The sequence below is a fragment of the Streptomyces sp. NBC_01803 genome (assembly GCF_035917415.1).
Lineage (GTDB): Bacteria > Actinomycetota > Actinomycetes > Streptomycetales > Streptomycetaceae > Streptomyces.
Genome location: NZ_CP109073.1, coordinates 4,792,766 through 4,811,651, shown reverse-complemented (window position 1 = coordinate 4,811,651; position 18,886 = coordinate 4,792,766). Strand labels below are relative to the sequence as shown.

17 protein-coding genes and 1 pseudogene are annotated in these 18,886 nt (G+C 72.8%); 7 read left to right on the top strand and 11 right to left on the bottom strand.

Features of this window, described 5'->3' with window-relative positions; all coding sequences use genetic code 11:
- From OIE51_RS21870 to ctaC, 4 genes and pseudogenes are all read right to left on the bottom strand, one after another.
- Positions 1–1,251, bottom strand: a complete 1,251-nt coding sequence (locus OIE51_RS21870) for a L,D-transpeptidase (protein WP_326599448.1) — start codon at positions 1,249–1,251, stop codon at positions 1–3.
- Between the two features lie 125 nt (positions 1,252–1,376).
- Positions 1,377–1,775, bottom strand: coding sequence for a cytochrome c oxidase subunit 4 (locus tag OIE51_RS21865; protein ID WP_326599447.1), 399 nt, complete (start codon positions 1,773–1,775; stop codon positions 1,377–1,379).
- A pseudogene (gene ctaD, locus OIE51_RS21860) lies at positions 1,772–3,439 on the bottom strand (aa3-type cytochrome oxidase subunit I); the annotation flags it as partial. The pseudogene ctaD and the gene OIE51_RS21865, both read right to left, overlap by 4 nt.
- A 53-nt stretch (positions 3,440–3,492) precedes the next feature.
- Positions 3,493–4,458 carry an aa3-type cytochrome oxidase subunit II gene (gene ctaC / locus OIE51_RS21855; RefSeq protein WP_326599446.1) on the bottom strand — a complete coding sequence of 322 codons (966 nt, stop codon included), beginning with the start codon at positions 4,456–4,458 and terminating at the stop codon, positions 3,493–3,495.
- Positions 4,459–4,646: 188 nt separating this feature from the next.
- Here ctaC and OIE51_RS21850 point away from each other — a divergent pair, with 188 nt between their 5' ends.
- On the top strand, positions 4,647–6,044 hold the full coding sequence (locus OIE51_RS21850; protein WP_326600737.1) for a cysteine desulfurase/sulfurtransferase TusA family protein: 1,398 nt from the start codon (positions 4,647–4,649) through the stop codon (positions 6,042–6,044).
- 256 nt (positions 6,045–6,300) lie between these two features.
- Here OIE51_RS21850 and OIE51_RS21845 read toward each other — a convergent pair whose 3' ends face one another.
- Positions 6,301–7,275: a carbohydrate kinase family protein gene (locus OIE51_RS21845; protein ID WP_326599445.1), complete on the bottom strand. Its 975-nt coding sequence runs from the start codon at positions 7,273–7,275 to the stop codon at positions 6,301–6,303.
- Between the two features lie 144 nt (positions 7,276–7,419).
- Between OIE51_RS21845 and OIE51_RS21840 the strand changes: the two genes are divergently transcribed.
- The gene (locus OIE51_RS21840; RefSeq protein ID WP_326599444.1) at positions 7,420–9,003 is read left to right on the top strand and encodes a hypothetical protein; all 1,584 of its coding nucleotides are present in this window, start codon (positions 7,420–7,422) and stop codon (positions 9,001–9,003) included.
- Between the two features lie 70 nt (positions 9,004–9,073).
- Here OIE51_RS21840 and OIE51_RS21835 read toward each other — a convergent pair whose 3' ends face one another.
- On the bottom strand, positions 9,074–9,427 hold the full coding sequence (locus tag OIE51_RS21835; protein WP_326599443.1) for a HesB/IscA family protein: 354 nt from the start codon (positions 9,425–9,427) through the stop codon (positions 9,074–9,076).
- 247 nt (positions 9,428–9,674) lie between these two features.
- Here OIE51_RS21835 and nadA point away from each other — a divergent pair, with 247 nt between their 5' ends.
- Positions 9,675–10,892: a quinolinate synthase NadA gene (gene nadA / locus OIE51_RS21830; RefSeq protein ID WP_326599442.1), complete on the top strand. Its 1,218-nt coding sequence runs from the start codon at positions 9,675–9,677 to the stop codon at positions 10,890–10,892.
- 34 nt (positions 10,893–10,926) lie between these two features.
- Positions 10,927–11,778 (top strand): GNAT family N-acetyltransferase, encoded by an 852-nt coding sequence (locus tag OIE51_RS21825; protein WP_326599441.1) that lies wholly within the window; start codon positions 10,927–10,929, stop codon positions 11,776–11,778.
- A 398-nt stretch (positions 11,779–12,176) separates the two neighbouring features.
- Here OIE51_RS21825 and OIE51_RS21820 read toward each other — a convergent pair whose 3' ends face one another.
- The 4 genes from OIE51_RS21820 to OIE51_RS21805 are packed head-to-tail and all read right to left on the bottom strand — an operon-like array spanning position 12,177 to position 15,354.
- Positions 12,177–12,854: a response regulator transcription factor gene (locus tag OIE51_RS21820; RefSeq protein WP_326599440.1), complete on the bottom strand. Its 678-nt coding sequence runs from the start codon at positions 12,852–12,854 to the stop codon at positions 12,177–12,179.
- Positions 12,845–14,206, bottom strand: coding sequence for a sensor histidine kinase (locus tag OIE51_RS21815; protein WP_326599439.1), 1,362 nt, complete (start codon positions 14,204–14,206; stop codon positions 12,845–12,847). Before OIE51_RS21815 ends, OIE51_RS21820 begins: the two co-directional genes overlap by 10 nt.
- A 10-nt stretch (positions 14,207–14,216) precedes the next feature.
- Entirely contained in the window at positions 14,217–14,495 is a 279-nt protein-coding gene (gene pspAA / locus OIE51_RS21810) for a PspA-associated protein PspAA (RefSeq protein ID WP_326599438.1), read from the bottom strand.
- Positions 14,496–14,547: 52 nt separating this feature from the next.
- Entirely contained in the window at positions 14,548–15,354 is an 807-nt protein-coding gene (locus OIE51_RS21805; protein ID WP_326599437.1) for a PspA/IM30 family protein, read from the bottom strand.
- A 251-nt stretch (positions 15,355–15,605) separates the two neighbouring features.
- Between OIE51_RS21805 and OIE51_RS21800 the strand changes: the two genes are divergently transcribed.
- Entirely contained in the window at positions 15,606–16,202 is a 597-nt protein-coding gene (locus OIE51_RS21800; RefSeq protein ID WP_326599436.1) for a DUF3043 domain-containing protein, read from the top strand.
- A 97-nt stretch (positions 16,203–16,299) separates the two neighbouring features.
- Entirely contained in the window at positions 16,300–17,334 is a 1,035-nt protein-coding gene (locus OIE51_RS21795; protein ID WP_326599435.1) for a S1C family serine protease, read from the top strand.
- Positions 17,335–17,352: 18 nt separating this feature from the next.
- Here the strand turns inward: OIE51_RS21795 and OIE51_RS21790 are convergent, their stop codons facing one another.
- Positions 17,353–17,562: a hypothetical protein gene (locus OIE51_RS21790; RefSeq protein WP_326599434.1), complete on the bottom strand. Its 210-nt coding sequence runs from the start codon at positions 17,560–17,562 to the stop codon at positions 17,353–17,355.
- A gap of 109 nt (positions 17,563–17,671) precedes the next feature.
- On the opposite strand from OIE51_RS21790, the gene OIE51_RS21785 reads away from it, so the two are divergent.
- Positions 17,672–18,871 carry a bifunctional adenosylcobinamide kinase/adenosylcobinamide-phosphate guanylyltransferase gene (locus OIE51_RS21785; RefSeq protein WP_326599433.1) on the top strand — a complete coding sequence of 400 codons (1,200 nt, stop codon included), beginning with the start codon at positions 17,672–17,674 and terminating at the stop codon, positions 18,869–18,871.
- Positions 18,872–18,886 lie beyond the last annotated feature (15 nt).

Below are 18,886 nucleotides of genomic sequence, written 5' to 3'. Positions count from 1 at the left end.
TCAGACGCGCGGTGCCAGCCGGCCTTCCGGCCGGTCCGCCGCCGGCTGGTCCTCGGCGCCCAGCGCGCTGCCCTCCAGCCACGCCTCCCAGGAGAGGTTCCAGTCGCCGAAGCCGTTGCCGAACGGCGCCATGTCCTCGCCGAAACCGTTGACGTGTTCGACGATATCGCCGGGCTTGACCAGCTCGTAGAACCAGCGGGCGTTCTCGGTGCTGAGGCCGGTGCAGCCGTGGCTGACGTTGTCCACGCCCTGGGAGCCGACCGACCAGGGCGCGCCGTGCACGTACTCGCCGCTCCAGGTGAGACGGGCGGCCCATTCGACGTTCAGGTCGTAGGAGTCGGCGCTCCCGGCCGGGATGCCGATGCTCGTGCCCGTCATCCGCACCTGCGCCTCGCGGCCGAGGACGACCTTCTTGCCGCTGCGGGTGCGGAAGCCCTCCTTGCCGGTGGTGATCGGCAGGGTGCGCAGCTCCTCGCCGTTGCGGGAGACGGTCATGGTGTGGGCGCTGATGTCGGCGACGGCCTCGACCCGGTCCCCGGTCTTGAGCTCCAGGGACTTGCCGCTGCCGCCGCGCAGGTCGTCCCGGATGGCCAGGCCCTCCAGGTTGGACACGACGGAGATCCGGGCGTGCGCGGGCCAGTACTCCTCGGGGCGGTAGTGCAGTTCCTTGTCGTCCACCCAGTGCCAGGCGCCTTCCACGGCGGGCTCGGAGCGGACTGTCAGGGCGGCCTCCACGAGGGCCCGTTCGCGCTCGTCCGGGACCGCGCGGCTGAGGGTCGCCGTGATGGGCTGCCCGACGCCGTAGGTGCCCGCCTCCGGGCCGAAGGCGACGTCCAGGCGCTTGGTGTCCGAGGCGCGGGTGGTGAAGCTGTGGATGCCTCGCCCGGGGGTGCCACCGCCGTCCTCGGTGCTGACCCGGACGGTGTACGTGGCGTCGGCGGCCAGTGGTGAGGTGCTGCGCCAGCCCCGGCCGTCGGCGGCCAGCTCGCCCGCCAGGGGGCGGCCGGTGGTGTCGGTGGCGACCACGTCGGTGATGCGGGTGTCCGAGCCCTTGGCGCTGATCTTCAGGGGCGAGTCGGGATCGACGGCGGTGGCCTCCTCGCCCTCCGCGGTGCCGAAGGAAAGCTGCTCCATGGCGTCGTACGGGTCGGCGGCCAGCGGGTGGTCGCTCTCGCCGCAGGCGGTGAGCCCGGCCAGCAACGGAGCGGCCAGCAGCGCGGCGCTGAGCGTTGTCCGAGATATGTGACTCATAGCCACAACGTATGAAGGTTGGCCCGAAAGGGCGCGCTGGCTTGCTGCGAATGGGGTGGCCCCCCGGAGGTCTCGCCTCCGGGGGGCCACGGGTCACGCGGGCGCGTCGCGCCCGGCGTGGGGTGTCACTGGTTCTGGTTCTCGCCGCGGTAGTACTCGAAGACCCACAGCCACAGGCCGACGCCCACCAGGGGCGCGGTGAAGTACAGGAACCACCAGCCGAAGACCGGTCCCATGAACGCCGCCGCGCCGCCCGCGCCGAGGACCAGGGGGGCCCAGCTGTGCGGGCTGTAGAAGCCCAGCTCGCCGGCGTCGTCGGCGACGTCGGCCTCCTTGTTGTCCTGCGCGCCCGTGTCGACCCGCCGGGCGGTGAAGATCAGGTAGAACCCGATCATCGCCGACAGGGCGAACGAGAGGAACAGCGCCGTGGTGCCGACCGGCTCCTTGGACCACAGTCCGTAGACGACGGCCACGGACAGCATGAAGACCGAGATCCAGGCGAACAAGTGCCCTTGGATCCTCACTGGCCGGCCTCCTTTCCGGTGAGCGCCTCGGCCTCGTGGCGGGCGTCGTTCTCAAGCTGGTCGAGTGCCGCGACCTCGGGGTGGTGCAGGTCGAAGGCCGGCGACTCGGAGCGGATCTTGGGCAGGGTGGTGAAGTTGTGCCGCGGCGGTGGGCACGAGGTCGCCCATTCGAGCGAACGGCCGTAGCCCCACGGGTCGTCGGTGTCGACCTTCTCGCCGTACTTCCAGGTCTTCCAGACGTTGTAGAAGAACGGCAGCATCGACAGGCCGAGCAGGAACGACCCGATGGTGGACACGGTGTTCAGCGCGGTGAAGCCGTCCGCCGCCAGGTAGTCCGGGATGCGGCGCGGCATGCCCTCGGCGCCCAGCCAGTGCTGGACGAGGAAGGTGGTGTGGAAGCCGACGAACAGCGTCCAGAAGGTGATCTTGCCCAGCCGCTCGTCCAGCATCTTGCCCGTCCACTTGGGCCACCAGAAGTGGAAGCCGGCGAACATGGCGAAGACGACCGTGCCGAAGACCACGTAGTGGAAGTGGGCCACCACGAAGTAGCTGTCGGAGATGGCGAAGTCCAATGGCGGCGAGGCCAGGATCACACCGGTGAGACCACCGAAGAGGAAGGTGATCAGGAAGCCGACCGACCAGAGCATGGGGGTCTCGAAGCTGAGTGAGCCCTTCCACATGGTGCCGAGCCAGTTGAAGAACTTCACGCCCGTCGGCACCGCGATCAGGAAGGTCATGAAGGAGAAGAACGGCAGCAGCACCGCGCCCGTGACGTACATGTGGTGCGCCCACACCGTCACCGACAGACCCGCGATCATGATCGTCGCGGAGACCAGGCCGATGTAGCCGAAGATCGGCTTGCGGCTGAAGACCGGGATGATCTCGGAGACGATGCCGAAGAACGGCAGCGCGATGATGTACACCTCTGGATGGCCGAAGAACCAGAACAGGTGCTGCCACAGGATCGCGCCGCCGTTGGCCGCGTCGAAGATATGGGCGCCGAAGACCCGGTCCGCCGCGAGGGCGAAGAGGGCGGCGGCGAGCACCGGGAAGGCCAGCAGCACCAGCACACCGGTCAGCAGCACGTTCCAGGTGAAGATCGGCATCCGGAACATCGTCATGCCCGGGGCGCGCATGCAGATGATCGTGGTGATGAAGTTGACCGCGCCGAGGATGGTGCCGAAGCCGCCGAGGGCCAGGCCCATCACCCACATGTCGGAGCCGAGGCCCGGCGAGCGCACGGCGTCGGACAGCGGCGAGTAGGCGAACCAGCCGAAGCCGGCCGCGCCCTGGGGGGTGAGGAAGCCGGCGACGACCAGCAGACCGCCGAAGAGGTACAGCCAGTAGGCCAGCATGTTCAGGCGCGGGAACGCCACGTCGGGGGCGCCGATCTGGAGCGGCATGATCCAGTTGGCGAAGCCGGCGAACAGGGGGGTCGCGAACAGCAGCAGCATCACCGTGCCGTGCATGGTGAAGAGCTGGTTGAACTGCTCGTTGCTCAGGTACTGGTTGCCGGGCCGACCGAGCTCGGCGCGCATCAGCAGCGCGAGGACGCCGCCGACGATGAAGAAGAGGAACGACGTCGCGAGGTACATCGTGCCGATCGTCTTGTGGTCGGTGGTGGTGAGCCACTTGACCACGACGGACCCCGGCTGCGGGCGGCGCGCGGCGCGGATCGCGGGCGCGACGTCCGACTCCTGATTTTTTTCGAGGATACTCACGACTGCCCCTCGTTGGTCTCGGCGTTCCGTGCGGCGTCCGACTGCTCGATGCCGGCCGGGATGTAACCCGTCTGACCCTGGTCCGCGAGCTCCCGCAGGTACGCGTCGTACTCCTCGGGCGACACGACCTTGACGTTGAAGAGCATGCGGGAGTGGTCCACGCCGCAGAGCTCGGCGCACTTGCCGAGGAAGGTGCCCTGACGGCTGGGGGTCACCTCGAAGGTGTTGGTGTGCCCGGGGATGACGTCCTGCTTCATCAGGAACGGCACCACCCAGAAGGAGTGGATGACGTCCCGCGAGGTGAGGACGAACTGCACGGTCTCACCCACGGGCAGCACCAGGGTGGGGCCCGGGTTGCCCGTGTCGGGGTTGCGGTCGGCGGGGGTGCCGACCTCGTAGACGCCATCCGCCCCCGCGGGGAAGCGGTCCTGAACGCGGTCCGGGATGGCCGCCAGCTCGGGCGCCTCCCTGGCGTCGCCGTCGGAGGCGCCCACCGGCTCGATGTAGTTGAAACCCCAGCTCCACTGGAAGCCGACCACGTTGATGATGTGGTCCGGCTCGTCCGAGGTCTCCAGCAGCTCGGTCTGGTCACGGGCCGTGAAGTAGAAGAGGACCGAGACGATGATCAGCGGGACGAGCGTGTACAGGGCCTCGATGGGGAGGTTGTACCGGTTCTGCGGGGGAACCTCGACCTTCGTCCTGGAGCGGCGGTGGAAGAACACGCTCCACAGGATGAGGCCCCAGACCAGCACCCCCGTGACGAGCGCGGTGGCCCACGAGCCCTGCCACAGGGACAGGATGCGGGGCGCCTCCTCCGTCACCGGGGTGGGCATGCCGAGGCGGGGGAAGTCCTCCGATGTGCAACCTGTCGCGGTTGCCAGGACCAGGCCCGCGATGAGCGCCTGCGGCAGGATCCGCCGCATCGGGCGCCGCGACGAGCGGTCGGAGCCGTTGGGACTCACGTAGCGCCTTCCCGAGAGTCTCGCCCATGGTCCGGGCTGCCTTCGCGCGGAGCGGGGCCGGCCCTGACAGGGCAGGGGTTTGGATGTTTATGCGGACCAAACCCTACTGGACGCTACCCGGGCCCACGCGGGGAGGGTGGCCCAACGCGCTGGGGTGGGGGAACGAAGGGATTGTTAGCGTGGCGAACGTGCCCTACTTCGACGCCGCGTCCTCGCTTCCCCTCCATCCCGTGGCCCGGCAGGCGCTGGTCGCCGCCCTGGAAGACGGCTGGGCCGACCCCGCCCGCCCGCACCGGGAGGGACGCCGGGCCCGGATGCTGCTGGACGCCGCGCGGGAGACGGCGGCCGAGGCCGTGGGCTGCCGCCCGGACGAATTGACGTTCACCTCCTCGGGGACGCGCGCGCTGCACACCGGCATCGCGGGCGCGCTCGCCGGGCGGGCCCGGGCCGGGCGGCGGCTGGTGGTGTCGGCCGTCGAGCACTCGGCGGTGCTGCACGCCGCCGAGGCCCACCGGGACGCGGGCGGCGAGGTCACCGAGATCGGCGTGGACCGGGGCGGCCGGGTCGCGCCGGGGGATGTCGCGGCGGCGCTGGACGGCACGGCCGTCGCGCTGGTGTGCGTGCAGTCGGCCAACCACGAGGTGGGGACCCGTCAGCCGGTGGGCGCCGTCGCGGAGGTGTGCCGTTCGGCGGGGGTGCCGCTGCTGGTGGACGCGGCGCAGTCGCTGGCCTGGGGGCCGGTGGAAGGGGACTGGTCGCTGCTGGCGGCGAGCGCGCACAAGTGGGGCGGCCCGCCCGGGGTGGGACTGCTCGCGGTGCGCAAGGGAGTGCGGTTCGCGCCCGCGCGGCCGGTGGACGAACGGGAGTCGGGGCGGGCGGCGGGCTTCGAGAACATCCCGGCCGTGGTCGCGGCGGCGGCCTCGCTGCGGGCGGTGCGGCAGGAGGCGGACGCGGAGGCGACGCGCCTGCGGGAGCTGGTGGACCGGGTACGCGCCCAGGTGCCGCGCCTGGTGCCGGACGTCGAGGTGGTCGGCGACCCGGTGCGCCGACTGCCGCACATCGTGACGTTCTCCTGTCTCTACGCCGACGGGGAGGCGCTGCTGTACGCGCTCGACCGGGAGGGGTTCGGCGTGTCCTCCGGCTCCTCGTGCACCTCCAGCACGCTGACGCCGAGCCACGTGCTGCGGGCGATGGGTGTGTTGTCGGAGGGGAACGTCCGGCTGTCGCTGCCGCCGGGAACGGCGGAGGAGGACGTGGAACGCTTCCTCGCGGCACTGCCCGACGCCGTCGCCTCGGTCCGCGCGGCGCTGGCCCCTCCCCCGGCCGCCGCGCCGGTGGTGGCGGCCGGGGAGGAGGGTCGGCTGACCGTGGACTCGCTGGGCAAGCGGTGCCCGATCCCGGTGATCGAGCTGGCCAGGGCGATCGGCCGGGTGCCGGTGGGCGGAGTGATCACGGTCCTGTCGGACGACGCGGCGGCCCGCCTCGACATCCCGGCCTGGTGCGGGATGCGCGGCCAGGAGTACCTGGGCGAATCCGCCGACGCCCCCGCCTCCGGCACGGCCTACCGTGTCCGCCGTCTGTCCTGACCCCACCGGACCGCCGACCGCGCAGGAGCTGCGAGCCGCGGGGACGCCGGACGAACACCCGGGCCCCGCATGCCGACCCCGGCCGCATGGGCGAGTGAGCGTCACGCGGGGCGACGGATCGGCTCGGGCGCGTCCCGGTCCCCGACGGCCGCGAGGCTCCCCCGCGCATCCCGGGGAACCCGCTCGCGCGAGCGGTCCGCACCGCCGCGCGAGCGAACGTCACGCGCGTCGCGCGGTCCTCCGGCGGGGCCGCGGCTCAGCTCAGGTGGGGGCGGACCTCGTCCGCCGCGTCCGTGCCGTATGCCTTGGCGAAGCGTTCCAGGAAGGGCCCCCGGCGCAGCGTGTACTCCTGGGTGCCGACCGTCTCGATCACCAGGGTGGCGACCATGCAGCCGACCTGCGCGCTGCGTTCCAGGGAGGCGCCCCAGGCCAGGCCGGAGAGGAAGCCCGCGCGGAAGGCGTCGCCGACGCCGGTCGGGTCGGCCTTCGTCTCCTCCTCCGGGCAGCCGACCTCGATCGGCTCCTCGCCGGTCCGCTCGATCCGCACGCCGCGCGCGCCGAGCGTGGTGACGCGGGTGCCGACCTTGCCGAGCACCTCCTCGGCCCCCCAGCCGGTCTTGCTCTCGACGAGGGCCCTCTCGTACGCGTTGTGGAAGAGGTACGCCGCGCCCTCGGTCAGGGTCCGGATCTCCTCGCCGTCCATGCGGGCGAGTTGCTGGGAGAAGTCGGCGGCGAACGGGATGCCCCGGGTACGGCACTCCTCGGTGTGACGCAGCATCGCCTCGGGGTCGTCGGCGCCGATGTGCACCAGGTCCAGGCCGCCCACCCGGTCCGCGACGGCCTGGAGCTCGATCAGCCGGGCCTCGCTCATCGCGCCCGTGTAGAAGGAGCCGATCTGGTTGTGGTCGGCGTCGGTGGTGCACACGAAGCGCGCGGTGTGCAGTATTTCGGAGATGCGGACCGAGGCGGTGTCCACGCCGTGCCGGTCGAGCCAGGCCCGGTACTCGTCGAAGTCCGCGCCGGCCGAGCCGACGAGGATCGGGGCCGCGCCCAACTGGCCCATGCCGTAGCAGATGTTGGCGCCGACACCGCCCCGGCGTACTTCGAGGGAGTCGACCAGGAAGGAGAGCGAGACCGTGTGGAGCTGGTCACCGACCAGCTGGTCGGCGAACCGGCCGGGGAAGGTCATCAGATGGTCATGGGCGATGGAGCCTGAGACGGCGATACGCACGGCGGTTTCGCTCCCGAGGGCGACAGGCGACAGGGGGCACCAGGCTACCGGCCCGGCACCGGGCACGGGTGGGAGAGGGGAACCGGCTTCGCGGTCGCCCCGTCCAACGGGCGTACGTATCCGCCGGATCCGAGGAGCGATGACATGGCTGACGAGGAGACCCGCGAGGGCGCGGACACCCCCGAGGGCCAGGACGGGAACGGGCGCCGGGGGTGGCCCGTGATCACGGCCGTGGCGGTGGCCGTCGCGGTCATCGCGGGCGGCCTGTACGGAGTGAGCGGCCTGCTGGACGACGACGGAAGCGGGGACGACGCGGCGGGGGCGGGCGGTGCCGCGTCGGCGCCCCTGGTGCTGGACGGCACCGGGGCCTCCCGGGCCGATGTCCAGCGGGACCAGGACCTGGCCATGGAGCTGGCCGCGCCGGTCCCGCTGCGGCTGACCGGTGACACGCCGGCCGGCCCGGAGCGCGCGCCGGTGTACGGCTTCGAGGAGGTCACCGGGGAGCGGGTCGCCGAGGTGGCGGCCGTCTTCGGTCTGGAGAGCGAGGGCCTGACGGGGCCCAGCCCGTCCTGGGTGGTGGGGGGTTCCGAGGCCGACGGGATGTCCCTGACCGTGACGGGCGAGGCGCCGGGGTACTGGTCGTACGGCGCGGACGTGCACGACGTGATCACGGACAACGTCGAGCCGGACGGCCCGGACGCCTCCGTGTCGAGCCCGGAAATCCCCGTGGACGACGGCGGTTCGCCGCCGTCCACCGAGGAGGCGCTGCGCGTGGCCGAGCCGCTGCTGGCGGACCTGGGTCTGGCCGACGCCGATGTCGACGCGGAGCTCACCGCGGGGTCGCAGCGCGTCGTGCGGGCGTATCCCGTGGTGGACGGACTGCCGGTGAACGGCCTGCGGACCGAGCTGTACATCGGGGCCGACGGCGAGGTGGCCAGCGCCGCGGGCGCGCTGGCGGCCACCGAGGTGGGCGAGGAGCGCGCCGTCACGGCCGACGCGCCCAGGGCCGTCGAGAGCTACAACGGGACGCTGGCCGAGCTGCCCGTGCCCGAGATCGCCTGCGGTCCGACGGACTACGCCGAGCCGGTGCCGGACGACGTGCCCGAATCCAGGCGGGAGTCGGAGCCGGTCCCGCCGATCGAGCCGGGAACGGTGCCGGACTGCCCGTCCGGCACGGAGAAGCCGGCGCCGATGGACGTGACCGCCGAGTTCGGGCTGGCCCTGCACTACACCGAGCAGGAGGCGGTGCTGGTGCCGTCCTGGCTCTTCACCGGGACGCTGACCGGCGGCATACCGACCGTGCTGAGCCACCCGGCCGTGGCCTTCGAGTACGCGGCGGACGGCGGGGTGTCCGACGAGCCGGCCGAACCCGCCGAGCCCGGCTCGGAGCCCGGCTCCGGGCCGGACACCGGATCCGGCTCCGGTTCCGCGCCGGCCGACCCGGGAGCGGACGCGGACATTCCGGACACCGGCTGGTCGATCGCGCCCTACGAGGAGTCGGACACCACGCTGACCCTGCGCTTCTGGGGCGGGGTCTGCGACGACTACGTCGCCGTGCCGGACGAGTCGGGCGACGAGGTGACGGTGAGCCTGGAAACCGCCCACCCGGACGAGACCCGGGAGTGCATCATGCTCGCCGAGGAGCAGACGACCGAGATCGCGCTGGACGAGGCGATCGGGGACCGCGCGCTACTGGACGAGCGGGGCGAGACGATCCCGGTCCGCTGAGCGCGGACGTGCGAGGGCGGAGGCGGCGGACCCGGTCGATCGGTCCGCCGCCTCCGCCGTGCCGTGCCGCTCAGCTGAAGGAGTCGCCGCAGGCGCAGGAGCCCGTGGCGTTCGGGTTGTCGATGGTGAAGCCCTGCTTCTCGATGGTGTCGACGAAGTCGATCGACGCACCGCCGAGGTAGGGGGCGCTCATCCGGTCCGTGACGACCTTCACGCCGTCGTAGTCCTTGACCACGTCGCCGTCGAGCGAGCGCTCGTCGAAGAAGAGCTGGTAGCGCAGACCGGAGCATCCGCCGGGCTGGACCGCGACGCGGAGCGCGAGGTCGTCACGCCCTTCCTGCTCCAGCAGGCTCCTGACCTTCGCCACGGCCGTGTCGGAAACGATGATGCCGCCGCTGACAACGGTCTCTTCCGTTACGGACATCTGCGTATCTCCCAGGTAGTACGGAATGCACTGTGTAAGGAATGCTCTGCCGAGTGCGCCAACAGACGGCCCCCCGGTTTCATTCCGGCTCCGGCGCGTCTTTCTCTCGTTTCCCTCATGCTCGCACACCGGGCCCCATCGCGGAATGCGTCACAGTGACGCTATCGACATCGTCAAACTGACACGAAGCAGTTATGATCAATCGTGTCAATCCGACGAAAAGGCGTTGGACAGCACAGAAAGAAGGGTGGGAGCCGTGAACACCGCCCAGACCCTTGACGTCGAGCCGACCCCGCTCGCCCTCCTCCTGCTGGGCCGGGCCGCCGACCCGGCCAGCGAGCGCGGGGTGGACTGTCCCGGCGATCTGCCGGCGGCCTCCGACCCCGACCTGGTGGAACGGGCCCGCGCGGCCAAGGCCAGGCTCGGCGACCGGCTGTTCGTGCTCGGCCACCACTATCAGCGCGACGAGGTCATCCAGTTCGCGGACGTGACCGGGGACTCCTTCAAGCTGGCCCGCGACGCCGCCGCCCGCCCGCAGGCCGAGTACATCGTCTTCTGCGGCGTCCACTTCATGGCCGAATCCGCCGACATCCTCACCTCCGACGCGCAGGCGGTCGTCCTCCCCGACCTGGCCGCCGGCTGCTCGATGGCCGACATGGCCAGCGCCGAGCAGGTCGCCGAGGCGTGGGACGTGCTGACCGACGCGGGTGTGGCCGATGTCACCGTGCCCGTCACCTATATGAACTCCTCGGCCGACATCAAGGCGTTCACCGGCCGCAACGGCGGCACCGTCTGCACCTCCTCGAACGCCACCCGCGCCCTGGAGTGGGCCTTCGCCCAGGCCGGCGACGGCGACGGCCTGGGCGGCGGCAACGGGAAGGTCCTCTTCCTCCCCGACCAGCACCTCGGCCGCAACACCGCCGTGCGGGAGCTGGGCCTGTCACTGGACGACTGCGTCGTCTACAACCCGCACAAGCCGGGCGGCGGGCTGACCGCCGACCAGCTTCGCCGGGCCCGGATGATCCTGTGGCGCGGCCACTGCTCGGTGCACGGCCGCTTCTCGCTCGACTCGGTCAACGAGGTCCGCGCCCGCGTCCCCGGCGTCAATGTGCTGGTGCACCCCGAGTGCCGCCACGAGGTCGTCGCGGCGGCCGACCACGTCGGCTCCACCGAACACATCATCACGACCCTGGACGCCGCCCCGGCCGGCTCCAAGTGGGCCGTGGGCACCGAGCTGAACCTGGTCCGGCGGCTGGCGAATCGTTATGCCCCCGAGGACAAGGAGATCGTCTTCCTCGACCGGACGGTGTGCTTCTGCTCCACGATGAACCGCATCGACCTGCCGCACCTGGTGTGGGCCCTGGAGTCGCTGGCCGACGGGAAGATCGTGAACCGGATCACCGTCGACCCCGAGACGGAGCACTACGCCAAGCTCGCTCTCGACCGGATGCTCGCGTTGCCGTAGCACCCCGGCCGCGCGCCGGGCCACGATGGATCCCATGATCCTGCGCCGGGTACGAGACAGCCGAGCGGACGCCGAGGCCGTGCGTTCCGTGACCGCCGCCGCGTTCGGGGACGGCGAGTGGAACGAACGGCGGACCGTCCGCTTCCTGCGCAGAGTCCGGCACCTGGCCGAGACCGACCCGGCCGGCTGCTGGCTCGCCGAGGACGACGCGGGCCGCCCGGTCGGGGCGGCCCTGGCGTCCCTGCGCGAGGGCCTGTGGGGGCTGTCGCTGCTCGTGGTGGCGCCCGAGGCGCAGGGCAAGGGCGTGGGCAAGGAGCTGATGCGCCGAGCGGCGGCGTACGGCCGGGGCACCCTGCGCGGCATCATCTGCGCCCGGCCGCACTCCGGCGCCGCCCGCGTCTACCGGGGCGCCGGGTTTAGCCTGCACCCGTCGATGCGGCTGTCGGGGACGGTGGACGCCACCCGGCTCACCGTCCCCGACGGCCCGGCGATCGAGGGCGGGCCCGCGCAGCGCGATCTGATGGACTCCGTGGACCGGCGACTGCGCGGCGCCGCCCACGGGCCCGACCACGGCGAGCTGCTGCGGCACTGCCGGGTGGTCGTGGCCGACGACCTGGCCGGCAGCGGGTACTGCTATCTGACCGAGGACGGCAACGTCGAGCTGCTCGCGGCCACCTCGCGCCGGATCGCGGTACGGCTGCTGACCTCGGCCCTGCTCAGCCTGCCGCCCGGCTCCCCGGCGACCGTCCGGCACCTGACGGCCGAACAGGAGTGGGCGGTGGACGTCGGCTTCGCGGCCGGCCTGGAGCTGTCCGCCGACGGCTACCTGTGCCTGCGCGGCATGCGCCCGCCGGCGCCGTACCTGCCGTCGGTCCACTTCTTGTGATCCAGCGGGGGCCAGTGCGCCCGTAGGGCCAGTGCGCCGGTGGGACCGGCCGGCGGTGCTGGCCGCCCAACGAGCAGTGCCGCACCGCCGGGGGCACCACCTACGACGTGACGGGTATCCCGCCGGAGCACACCCACCGTGGCCCGCACCGAGCAGTGCCGCACCGCCGGGGGCACCACCTACGACGTGACGGGTATCCCGCCGGAGCACACCCACCGTGGCCCGCACCGAGCAGTGCCGCACCGCCGGGGGCACCACCTACGACGTGACGGGTATCCCGCCGGAGCACACCCACCGTGGCCCGCACCGAGGAGGAGCCTGCGCGGGGCCACGACAGCGCGCTGGCGACGGCGCTGCGGCTGGCTGGGCCGACCCCGGCGGGGAGGCGGGCCGGGCCGTCAGGTGGAGCGCGGGCGGACCAGGCCCGTCTCGTACGCCGTGACGACGAGCTGGGCGCGGTCGCGGGCGGAAAGCTTGGTCAGCAGCCGGTTGATGTGCGTCTTGACCGTCAGCGGGCTGACGGACAGGCGCCGGGCGATCTCGTCGTTGGACAGCCCGCTCGCCACCTCGACCAGCACCTCGCGCTCGCGGACGGTGAGCACGTCCAGCGCCGAGGAGTCCGGCGCGACGCGGTCGTGGTCCTTCTGGGCCAGGAAGCGCGCGATCAGCCCGCGCGTCGCCGACGGCGACAGCAGCGCCTCGCCGACGGCCGCCAGCCGGATCGCGTTGAGCAGCTCGGCGGGCTCGGCGCCCTTGCCGAGGAAGCCGGAGGCGCCGGCGCGCAGCGCCTCCACCACATAGTCGTCGGACTCGAAGGTGGTGAGGATGACCACCCGCACCCCGTCAAAGGCCGGGTCCGCGCCGATGGCCCGGGTCGCGGCCAGGCCGTCCAGACCCGGCATCCGGATGTCCATCAGCACCACGTCCGCGCCCTGGTCGCGGATCACCTTCAGTGCCTCGTCGCCGTCCGACGCCTCGCCGGTGACGGTCATGCCGGGGTCGGACTCGACCAGCACCCGGAAGGCGCTGCGCAGCAGTGCCTGGTCGTCCACCAGCACCACCCGGATCACGCGCACCACCCGCCGCCGTGCCGGGCCGCGCGCCGGGCCGGCTCCACTCCGGGCTCGGGCGGGCGCGTCGGGGACTGGAGGGGCAGGCTGACCCGCACCCGGAATCCGCCACCGTCCTTCGGACCCACCTCGCAGGTGCCGCTGAGCGCGGTCGCCCGCTCCCGCATCCCGGTCAGTCCGTGACCGCTGCCGCCGTGCCGCCGTTCCTCCCCGCCGTCGCCGTCGCCGTCCCCTTCGGCACCGGCACCGACGGTCTCGCCCGCCGGGCACGGGCCGTCGTCGTCCACGGTGATGTCCAGCGCGGCGTCGGCGGCACCGCCCGAGCGGACGATGCGGACGCGGGCGGTCGCCTCGGGGCCGGCGTGCTTGTGCACGTTGGTCAGCGCCTCCTGCACCACCCGGTAGGCGGCCAGGTCGACGGCGGAGGGCAGCGGGGCGGCGGCGGCCGGGGCGTCCACGGTCACCGCCATGCCCGCCTGCGCGAAGCCCTCGACGAGCTCGTCCAGCACCCCCAGGCCACGGACCGGCTCGGTGGGCGCGATCGGCTCGTCCTGGTGGCGCAGCAGCCCGACCGTCGTCTGGAGCTCGGCCAGGGCCCGGCGGCTGGCGTGGCGGATGTGGCCGAGCGCCTCCATCGCCTGGTCGGGGCGGGTGCTCATGACGTGGGAGGCGACGCCGGCCTGGACGTTGACCAGCGCGATGTGGTGGGCCACGACGTCGTGCAGCTCCCGGGCGATCCGCATCCGCTCCTCGGCGACCCGGCGGCGGGCCTCCTCCTCGCGGGTGCGCTCGGCCCGCTCGGCCCGCTCACGGATGGCGTCCACCATGGCCCGGCGGGTGCGCACCGCCTCGCCCATCGCGGAGGCCAGCGCGGTCCAGGCGAAGACGCCCAGGTTCTCCGGGTCGTACCAGGGCTGGACGCCCATCAGCATCGCCGCCGGCGTGAACACGGCGGTGGTGATCAGGCCCAGCCGCAGCGTCGTCGCGCGGTCGGTGGCCAGGGCGACGGTGAACAGCGCCACGACCACGAAGATCACGATCGAGGAGTGCCGCTCGGCGGCGGTGTAGGAACCGGTGCCGAGGAAGAGCTCCAGCATCGCCACCGCCCCGACGGTCACCAGGACCTTCCGGGGGAACCGGCGGCGCAGCGTCAGCGCGGCGGCGGCCAGCCCGTACAGCGCCAGGGTGTGCCCGGCCAGGTGCCGTTCGCCGAAGCCGGAGCCGCCGTCCGGCTGGCGGGACTCGGTCACGGAGACGCAGAGCGCGAAGCCGAGCACGGCGAGCGAGACCAGCGCGTCGAGCGCGAGCGGGTGGGCCCGGAGCCACTGCCGGGCGGGGACGACCTGCGGATGAGTCACGGCCGGGGCTTCAGTCCGGGATGAGTCCGTCTTCGGTGAGCATGACGCGCACCTCGGCGATGGACGCCTCGGGGGAGGGGAGGATCAGCTCCGAGGGCTCCAGCGAATCGTCGGGCAGCGGCGTGCCCATCGCGCGGACCGCTTCGAGCAGGGCGGCGAGGGTGCGATGGAATCCTTCGCTGTCGCCCGACTGCAGCTCGGTCATGAGCTCGTCGTCCAGCTGGTTCAGCGCGGGGAAGTGGCTGTCGTCCAGCCTGACCTGCCCCTCCCCCATGATCCGCACGATCATGTCGCCCTCCGAGCATCCTCCGAAAACCCCAGTGACCGTCACGGTGGCGCGATCACTGCTTGTCGAACTTGGGGGACTCCTGCCGCTGCTCCCGCCGCTCGCCCGCCTCGGCGGGACCGCCGCCACCCTCCAGCGCCTGCCGCCCGGCGGAGGGGCCGCCGGCCAGCTCGGCCTTCATCCGCTCCAGCTCGAACTCTACGTCCGCGTTGCCCGCGATGCGGTCCAGCTCGGCGGTCAGGTCGTCCTTGGACGTGCCGGTCGGGTCGTCCAGGGCGCCCGAGGCGAGCAGCTCGTCGATGGCGCCGGCGCGGGCCTGGAGCTGCGCGGTCTTGTCCTCCGCGCGCTGGATGGCCATGCCGACATCGCCCATCTCCTCGGAGATGCCGGAGAACGCCTCCCCGATCCGGGTCTGCGCCTGGGCGGCGGTGTAGGTGGCCTTGATCGTCTCCTTGCGGGTGCGGAACGCGTCCACCTTCGCCTGGAGCCGCTGCGCCGCCAGAGTGAGCTTGGTCTCCTCCGTCTGGAGGGTCTCGTGCTGCTGCTGGAGGTCGGTGATCTGCTGCGCGAGGCCGGCCCGCCGGGTCAGCGCCTCGCGGGCCAGGTCCTCGCGGCCGAGGGCGAGGGCCTTCTTGCCCTGGTCCTCCAGCTTGGCGGACTGGACGTTGAGCTGGTTGAGCTGGAGCTCCAGCCGCTTGCGCGAGGTGGCCACGTCGGCGACACCGCGCCGCACCTTCTGGAGCAGCTCCAGCTGCTTCTGATAGGAGTAGTCCAGCGTCTCCCGGGGATCCTCGGCCCGGTCCAGGGCTTTGTTCGCCTTAGCGCGGAAGATCATTCCCATCCGCTTCATGACACCGCTCATGGGCTTCGCGCGCCCCCTTCATGACGGACTCGAGCCTCTGGCCGTAACTGCTGCTGCTGATCCCCTACTACCCTACGGGGCCTGTATCCATTAGCGCACCGAGCGACCGCCTTCCGGCTCCTCCCTCAGGACGATCGCGGCCGGCGCGGCTCCCGCCTGAGGAGTACCCGCGGAGTGGGGGCCGGGGCCGTTGCCGGATCGTGCCCGGCGGGCGGGAGGGGGGCGGTGCGGCGAGAACGTAGGCTGGGGGTGTGTTCCGAAGCCGTTCGAAAGAAGCCCCCGAGAAGAATCCCGAGTCCGAGGCTGACCAGCCGCTGGGCCGGGATCCCCAGGCGCCCAAGGGCCGCCCCACGCCGAAGCGCAGCGAGGCCGAGGCGCAGCGGCGCTCGGCCGTCAAGCCCGCGACCAACCGGAAGGACGCGGCCCGCCGCGCCCGCGAGGCCCGGCGGGCGCAGCTGACCAAGCAGCGCGAGGCGCTGCTGTCCGGCGACGAGCGGCACCTCCCGGTCCGTGACCGCGGCCCGGTCCGGCGCTTCGCGCGGGACTTCGTGGACACCAGGTGGCACGTGGCGGAGTTCTTCCTGCCGACGGCGGTGCTCATCCTGATCCTGAGCATGTTGCCGTCCCTCCAGGCGCGGAACATCGCGCTGCTGCTGTGGCTCGTGGTCATCCTGGCGATCGTGGTCGACTCGGTGCTGATGACCCGCCGCCTCAAGAAGCAGCTCCGCACCCGCTTCCCGAACGAGAGCCTGCGCGGCGCCACGGCCTACGCCCTGATGCGCACGATGCAGATGCGCCGGATGCGCCTGCCCCGCCCCACCATCAAACGCGGCGACGCCCCCCGCTGAGACCCGGTCCCGCGCCGCGCCCGCCCGGGGATGACCTCTCGCCGGAACGGCCTAGCTCCGGGCCGGGTCGGGGGCCGGGTGCGCACAGAATGCCGTTATGGCCCTCACCACACCAGCTCCGGCCGTGCTGTGCGCGATGGCGCTGCTCGCCGGGGGCTCGGGATGCACCTCGGGCTCCCCCGCCGCCGAGGAGGGCACCCGGGCGCCGGCGCCCACGGTGTCCGACGACCTCCAGGAGACCTACGAGGAGGTGGTCAACGACGTGCTGCCGTCCGTCGTCCAGATCACCACCGAGGACGGCCTCGGCTCCGGCGTCGTCTACGACGAGGACGGGCACATCGTCACCAACGCCCATGTCGTCGGCGCGGGCGAGGAGTTCGACGTGCTGCTCGCCACCGGGCGGGAGCCGGCGCGGGCGGAGCTGGTGGCGTCCTATCCGGAGCAGGACCTCGCCGTCATCGAGCTGACCGACGTGCCGGACCAGCTGCGGCCGGCCACGTTCGGGGACTCCGCCAAGGTCGAGGTCGGCCAGATGGTGCTGGCCATGGGCAACCCCCTGGGCCTGTCCTCCAGCGTCACCCAGGGCATCGTCTCCGCGGTGGGCCGGGCGGTCAGCGAGGGCGAGGGGGAGGCGACGCTGGGCAACATGGTGCAGACCTCGGCCGACATCAACCCCGGCAACAGCGGCGGCGCGCTGGTGAACCTGTCCGGCCACGTCATCGGCATTCCCACGCTGGCCGCCCGCGATCCGGGCCTCAGCGGCGGCCAGGCCCCCGGCATCGGCTTCGCGATCCCCGCCTCGACCGTGACGTTCCTCGCGGACCAGATGATCGAGCACGGCCGGGTCGTGGACTCCGGGCGCGCCGCCCTCGGCGTCTCCGTGCGCACCGTCCTCGGCGACGGCTTCGAGCCCGCCGGGGCGGCGATCGTGGAGGCGACGGACGGCGGCCCGGCCGACAGCGCGGGGCTGCGGCCGGGCGACGTCGTGGTGGAGGTCGGCGCGGAGGAGGTCACCGACGTCGTCTCGCTCGCCGAGGCGCTGGCCACGCACCGTCCCGGCCGGCGGGTCGAGGTGGTGTACGAGCGGAACGAGGACCGGCGGACGGCGGAAGTCACCCTCGGGGAGGCGTGAGGGCTGGTGCGGGAAGGGCTACTCCTCGGCGGTGTGCAGGCTCATCGGCCCGTACACCTTGGTGCCGTCCTCCAGGAGCGACACCTGATCGATGCCGTCGGTCAGAAGTTCGGGCCACGCCTCGCCGATCCAGGACTCCGCGTCGCCCTGGGTCCCGAAGTCACCGGGCGCCTGCGACGGCTCGGTCGGAGAGCCATCAGCCTTCTCGAACCGCCACTCCCACGCCATACGAAACCTCCCGATCCCAGCCCGACTTGCCTGATCGCAGACTAAATCACGGCCGGGCCCGGAGCGCACCACCGCGCGCGCCGCCGAGGCGGGAGGAGAGGATCCCTCTGTGTACGTCACTCTGCTCGGCACCGGCGCCCCGGCCGGCCTCCCCCGACCCGGCTGTCCCTGCGCCGCGTGCGCCCGCTCGCTCGGCGGCCACGTCCGCACGGCGACCGCCGTGCTGGTCGACGGCGCGCTGCTGCTCGACCTGACCCCCGGCGCCGCGCTGTCGGCGGCCCGCGCCGGGGAGTCGCTGCAGGGCGTGCGGCAGGTGCTGCTCAGCCATCCGCACGACGGGCCCGCGCTCGAAGTCCCCTCCGAGCTGCCCGCGCCGATCCGGCTGCCCGACGGCCGGGAGCTGACCCTGCTCAGCGGCCACCGGGTGCGGGCGGTGCCGATGGACGCGCCCGGCACCGGCTACGCCGTCACCGGGCCCGACGGCGGGCGCGTGCTGTATCTGCCGCCGGGCGCGGCCCCAGCCGGGCCCGCCGACGGGCCGCCGTACGACCTGTGTCTGCTGGACGTCGCCGGCCGGCCCGACGCGCTGGCGCGGCTGCGCGCCTCCGGCGCGGTCGGCCTGACCACGGACGTGGTCGCCGTCCACCTCGACCACGACATGCCGCCGGGCGCCGAGCTGCGGCGCACGCTCGCGGCGGCGGGCGCGCGGGCCGAGGGGGACGGCGCGCGGCTGACGGTGGGCGACTTCCGGCGCGTTCCCGACCTGCCCCGCCGGACCCTGGTGCTGGGCGGCGCCCGCTCGGGGAAGTCGGCCGAGGCGGAACGGCGGCTGGCCGCGTTCCCCGGCGTCGTCTACGTGGCCACGGGCGGCCGGCGCGCGGACGACCCGGAGTGGACCGCCCGGATCGCGGCCCACCGCGAGCGGCGCCCGCCGGGCTGGTCCACGGTCGAGACGTGCGACCTGGTACCGCTGCTGGCCGAGGAGGACGGGCCGCCGCTGCTGATCGACTGTCTCGCGCTGTGGCTGACCGACGCGATGGACGCGGTCGGCGCCTGGGCCGACGAGCGGTGGCGGCGCGGCGGCGCCGGGGCGCTGGCCGGCCGGACCGCCGCGCTGACCGACGCGGTGCGCGCGACGCGCCGCAGGGTCGTCCTGGTGAGCAACGAGGTGGGCTCGGGCGTCGTCCCGGCGACGCCGGCCGGCCGCCGGTTCCGCGACGAACTCGGCCGCCTGAACGCGGCGGTGGCCGCCGAGTGCGAACAGGTCCTGCTGGCGGTGGCCGGGACCGTTCTGCCGTTGCGCCAGTAGCGCGGCGGTAGTCTC